The 4,671-nt window shown below is 69.7% G+C and carries 3 protein-coding genes; 2 read left to right on the top strand and 1 reads right to left on the bottom strand.

The window, feature by feature from the left end:
* A partial coding sequence (locus VMJ70_11425) for a DPP IV N-terminal domain-containing protein (protein HTO91730.1) occupies window positions 1-2,543 on the bottom strand: 2,543 nt, incomplete at its 3' end.
* 210 nt (window positions 2,544-2,753) lie between these two features.
* Here VMJ70_11425 and VMJ70_11420 point away from each other — a divergent pair.
* Together VMJ70_11420 and VMJ70_11415 are read left to right on the top strand one after the other, a co-directional pair.
* A complete protein-coding gene (locus VMJ70_11420) occupies window positions 2,754-3,365 on the top strand; it encodes a hypothetical protein (protein HTO91729.1) in 612 nt (203 codons plus the stop codon).
* 74 nt (window positions 3,366-3,439) lie between these two features.
* On the top strand, window positions 3,440-4,671 hold a 1,232-nt coding region (locus VMJ70_11415; GenBank protein HTO91728.1), incomplete at its 3' end, for an AAA family ATPase.

Genomic DNA, 4,671 nt, shown 5'->3' with positions numbered 1-4,671 from the left:
GGATTCCAGCTCTCGTTGTCGTAGATACGCGTGATCTTGTAGCGCCCCTGCTCGATCGCGAAGTCCGCCCCCAGCAGCCCGCCGTGGATCTCGGGCACCTCGGGCGCGTCGCCGCCACGCACGTACGAGTGGCCGATCGAGATCTCGGCGCCCATCATGTCCATCAGGTAGTTGAGGTCGGCGCGGTGCCGCACGTAGGGCAGGAATTGCCCGTACCACTCACGCATCTTCGGCCAGTCGGCGCCGTGCATGTTGGGCACATAGAGGTAATCGCGCTGATTGCGCCAGTCCTCGGCGAAGATCTGCGCGAACTCGGCCTGCGGATCGAGCCACATGCGTAGCGAGTAGGTGAGCTTGCCCGAGCCGGCGGCCGGCGGTGCCTTGTCGGCGTCGACCAGGTACAGCGTCGGCGGCTGGGGCCGCGGCGGCGGGCCGCCCGGAATCAGCGGGGCGGGCGGCGTCGCGGCCCGGTAGACGAGCTTGTGCCGGTCGGCGCTCACCGCGTAGTCGGCCACGTCGCTGGCGAAAGTTTCCGCCTTCTTGTCGCCGATCTTGTAGCGCATCAGCGTGCCGTTGAGCCCGCCGAAGCCACCGCCACCGGGCGCGGTTTCGAGGAAGAAGACCGTGCTCGCGGCTCCGGCCTTGAGCAACGCGTAGGGCTTCTCTGGAACGCCCGGCACCGAGACGACGCGCGACTGCAGCCCGTCCAAGTCGATCGTGACCGGCGCGTTCGCGGCGCCGTCCTTCGCGCCGGCGCCGCCGGCATCCTTCGCCGGCGCAGCGCCCTTGGCCTCGGGCTTCCCGCCCTTGCCGCCGACTCTCGAATCCGCGCCGGCTCCACCGCCCGCTGACTCTCCGCGCGACGACGGCGCCGAGCCGACGCCCAAGTCCTCGTCGCTCTCGGGCAGGAAGGGGCTGGCGTCGCCCTTCTTCAGCACCGCCAGGTAGAGCCCGAAGTTCTCGGTGTGGTCGTAGGACGTCATGTCGAGCCACTGTGAGCGGAGCCCGAAATCGGTCGAGGCCAGGAACCACAGATACTTGCCGCTGGCATCGAACACCGGATACATCGCGTCGGCGAGCCCGTCGGTCACCTGGCGCGATTCACCGCTCGCCACGTCGGCGACGTAGATCGCGCGGAACAGCGAATTCAGGTGCGCGGCGTACGCGACGTAGCGCGAGTCGGGGCTCCAGGTCGGGAACATGGTGCGCGCCGGCACCATCCACGGATCGTTGCCGATCTGCTTGGCCTTGCCGCTGGCCACGTCCATCACCCAGACGTGCAGATTGGTGTCGTGATAGAGAATCTTCTTGGAGTCCGGCGACCACGACACCGTGTAGTAGTGGGTCGGGCTCGGCAGCGGGATCGCGCGTTGCGGCTTGATGCCGCTCTGGTCTTCGATGATCAGCTGGTATTCGCCCGAGCGGTCGCTGAACCAGCACACCGACTTGCCGTCCGGCGACCAGGCCGGATCGCGCTCCGCCGAGCCGCTCGAGCGCGTGAGATTGCGCGTATCGCCCTTTTCGGCGGGGATGGTGAAGATCTCGCCGCGCGCCTCGACCAGCACGCGCTTGCCGGTGGGAGAGATGGCGAGATTGGTGACCCACGGTGCGGCGTCCTGCCAGTGCGGCATCATCCACGGGAAGTCGCCGGTGGCGCTGATGTTGACGATGTGCTCGCTGCCGGTTGCCGGGTCCAGCTCGTGGATCACACCGGCCTGCTCGAACACCACCGCGCCCGCGCCGGCGTCGAGGGTCTTCACGTCGAAGTCGGTGAAATGGGTGGCCTGCGCCAGCGACTTGGTTTTCGTGTCGTAGCTCCAGACGTTCGCCACGCCGTCACGATCCGAGATGAAGTACACGGTGTCGCCGAGCCACGCCGGGCACATGTCCTTGGAGCCGTCCCACGGCGGCATCGTGGTCTCGAGCGTCTTCAGGTCGGTGATCCAGATCGCGCGATTCTGGCCGCCCCGGTAATTGCGGCGTTCCTCGTCCCACGAGTTGTTGAGGCGATAAGCGATGCGCGTGCCGTCGGGCGAGATCCCGCCCTGGTAGGCGCGCGGCAGCGGCAGCGGCTCTTCGGGCCCGCCCGCCGCGGGCACCGTCCAGAAGCGCGGCGCGGGACTCGGCGCCCAGGTGGCGCGGCCCGTCGCGAACACCACCGACCTGCCATCCGGCGTCCAGCCCTGCACTTCATCGGCGCCGGGATGCCAGGTGAGGCGCTTCGGCTCGCCCCCGCTCGACGGCACGACGTACACGTCGAGATTGCCGGCGTAGTCGCCGCTGAACGCGATCCACTTGCCGTCGGGCGAGAAGCGCGGATTGGAAGCCTGTCCCTGGAAGCTCGTCACCCGGCGCGCCGTGCCGCCGGCGCGATCCACGACCCAGATGTTCTGGGCGTAGGCGAACGCGATCTGAGTCGCGCTCACCGTCGGCGAGCGGAGCATCTTGGTCCACGCGGAGTCGGCGGCGATGGGGCACGCCGCCGCGAACAGGAAGAGCGGGGCGAGAGCAGGGAGCACGAAGCGTGGAAAACGCTGCGACATGGGGGAGCCTCCCGTGAGAAGGACGGATTCACCGGTCGCGGGCCGTCGGAGCGCCCGCGGCGGAACGATGGAAGCGGTGAATCGGGCAGTCTAGACCGGAGCGACTCGCTCCGCGACTCGCGGCCCGGTGGAGGATGAAGGCGGGAGCCGATCCTGCCGATACCTTATATATATGGCGCGAGGCGCTGGTTCCGCGCTCGGGAGGGTCTCGTGACGCAGAAGATCACCGTCAACGGCGTCAGCTACGACAGCGTCGCCGCCATGCCGCCCGACGTGCGGCAGCGCTACGAGAAGGCTCTGGCGAGCATTCCCGAGCTCGCGGGTCGCGACGGCGACGGCGTCCCCGAGATCGTGAAGCATCCGGGACTGTCGGTCCGCGCCGGGACCACGGTGAATCAGCGGTTCGTGGTCAACGGGGTCGAATACCAGGACCTCGCGTCGATGCCCGCCGACGCCCGTCAGGTCTACGACCAGGCGATGCAGGCCATGAAGGCTGGCGGCTCGAACGTCAAGAAGACCGAGATCAAGATCGGATTTCAGGTCAGTGGTCCGGGATTCAGCTTCAGCGCGGGGTCGGGCGCGCCGACGATGTCGCCTCTGTTTGGGGTGACCGACGCCGCCACCTCCGCCCGGCAATCCCTCCGGGCGCTGAGAGAGCAGAATGAAGCGCGCACAACCGCCTCCCAGGGCATCGTGCAATCCCCCGGGGCGAGACCCATCGAGCCGGGCTCGGCCGGCAGCGGCATCTTTCGCTTCGCCGTGATTCTCGCCCTGTGCATGACCGTCGGCATGGTGGTCTGGATTCTGACGCACGCGCGCTAAGGCCCTCGCGCGCTTCTGCCGATAACTCCGGTGTCCCTCCGTCTGCCGCGCTCGAGGCACCGAGTACCCGATCCGTGACGCCCGAAAACCCATTTACTCCGCTCCCCACGCCGGAATCGATTCTCGAAACCCTCGGTTTCACCGAGGCGTTGCGGCGCCTTGGCGAGAATCTCGGCGCCCGCGAACCGTTCCTGCTCATCACCGGCGAACCCGGCATGGGCAAGACCACGCTCGCTCAGCTCGCCATCGCGCGTTGGGGCTCGCGCGCCGCCGTCGCGCGGCTGGCGATGCCGCTCCACACCGGCGTCGAGCTGCTCGAAGAGATCCTGCACCGCCTGGGCGCCGAGTTCCCGGAGAGCGCCAGCCGGCCGAAGCTAGCGGCACGGCTCGAACTCCTGCTGGGTGAAACCGTGGTTCGGCAGCAGGTGGCCGTGATCGTGGTGGACGACGCGCATCACCTCTCGTCCGAGCTGCTGGAGGAGCTGCGCCTGCTGGTGAGCGCCGCCCAGCAGGCCGGCTGCAGGATCGAGGTGCTGCTGCTCGGGCCGCCCGCGCTGGAAGAGCGGCTCGAGCAGCCGGCGCTCGCCCCGCTGCGCCAGCGTGTGTCGGTGCGCGCGCATCTCGCGCCACTGTCGGCGGGAGAAGCGCGTCGCTACATCCGCCATCGGTTGGCGGCCGCGGGCCTCGATGGGGCGAAGATCTTCCCGCGCAAGACCTGCGCCGAAATCGCGGCGCAATCGTGCGGAGTACCGCGCGAGATCAACGCCCTCGCCGCCGAGGCGCTCCGCGTCGCGCGCGCCGCCGGCTCGGCCGCGGTCGAGCCGAGCCACGTGCGCGAGGCGCTCGCCACGCTGTCGGGCGCCCTGCCGAAGGGCGACGCCGAGGACGCGGCCGAGATCGCCGAAACCGTGGCCGAGGCGCTGGTGGTGGTGAAGAGCGAGCCGCGCAAGACCGCGGCCGCTGCGGCCCCGCCGAGCGCGGTGTTCGCGGTGCCGCCGCCCGCGCCGGCGGCTCCCGGCGCACCCGCTCCCGCCGCGCCGGCGGTGACGCCGACACCGGCGCCGCCGGTCGCGAAGGCTGCTGCGGCGCGGGTGGAGGTTCCGGTCGCGAAGGCTTCTGCAACGCCGGTGTCGGCTCCGGTCGCGAAGGCTTCTGCAACGCCGGCGGATCCCCCGGTCGCCAGGCCGGCTCCTGCGGCCACCGTGCCTCCGCCCGGTGATCCCTCGCGGGTGCGCGACAGCGTTCCCGGCGATGAGGAGTTCTCGAAACCCACGCCCGCGCCGCCCGCCAACTACACGCCGAGCGA

Source organism: Candidatus Sulfotelmatobacter sp. (assembly GCA_035498555.1).
GTDB lineage: Bacteria > Eisenbacteria > RBG-16-71-46 > RBG-16-71-46 > RBG-16-71-46 > DATKAB01.
The sequence above is the reverse complement of the archived record's forward strand: the minus strand, read 5'-3'. Positions and strand labels throughout refer to the sequence as shown.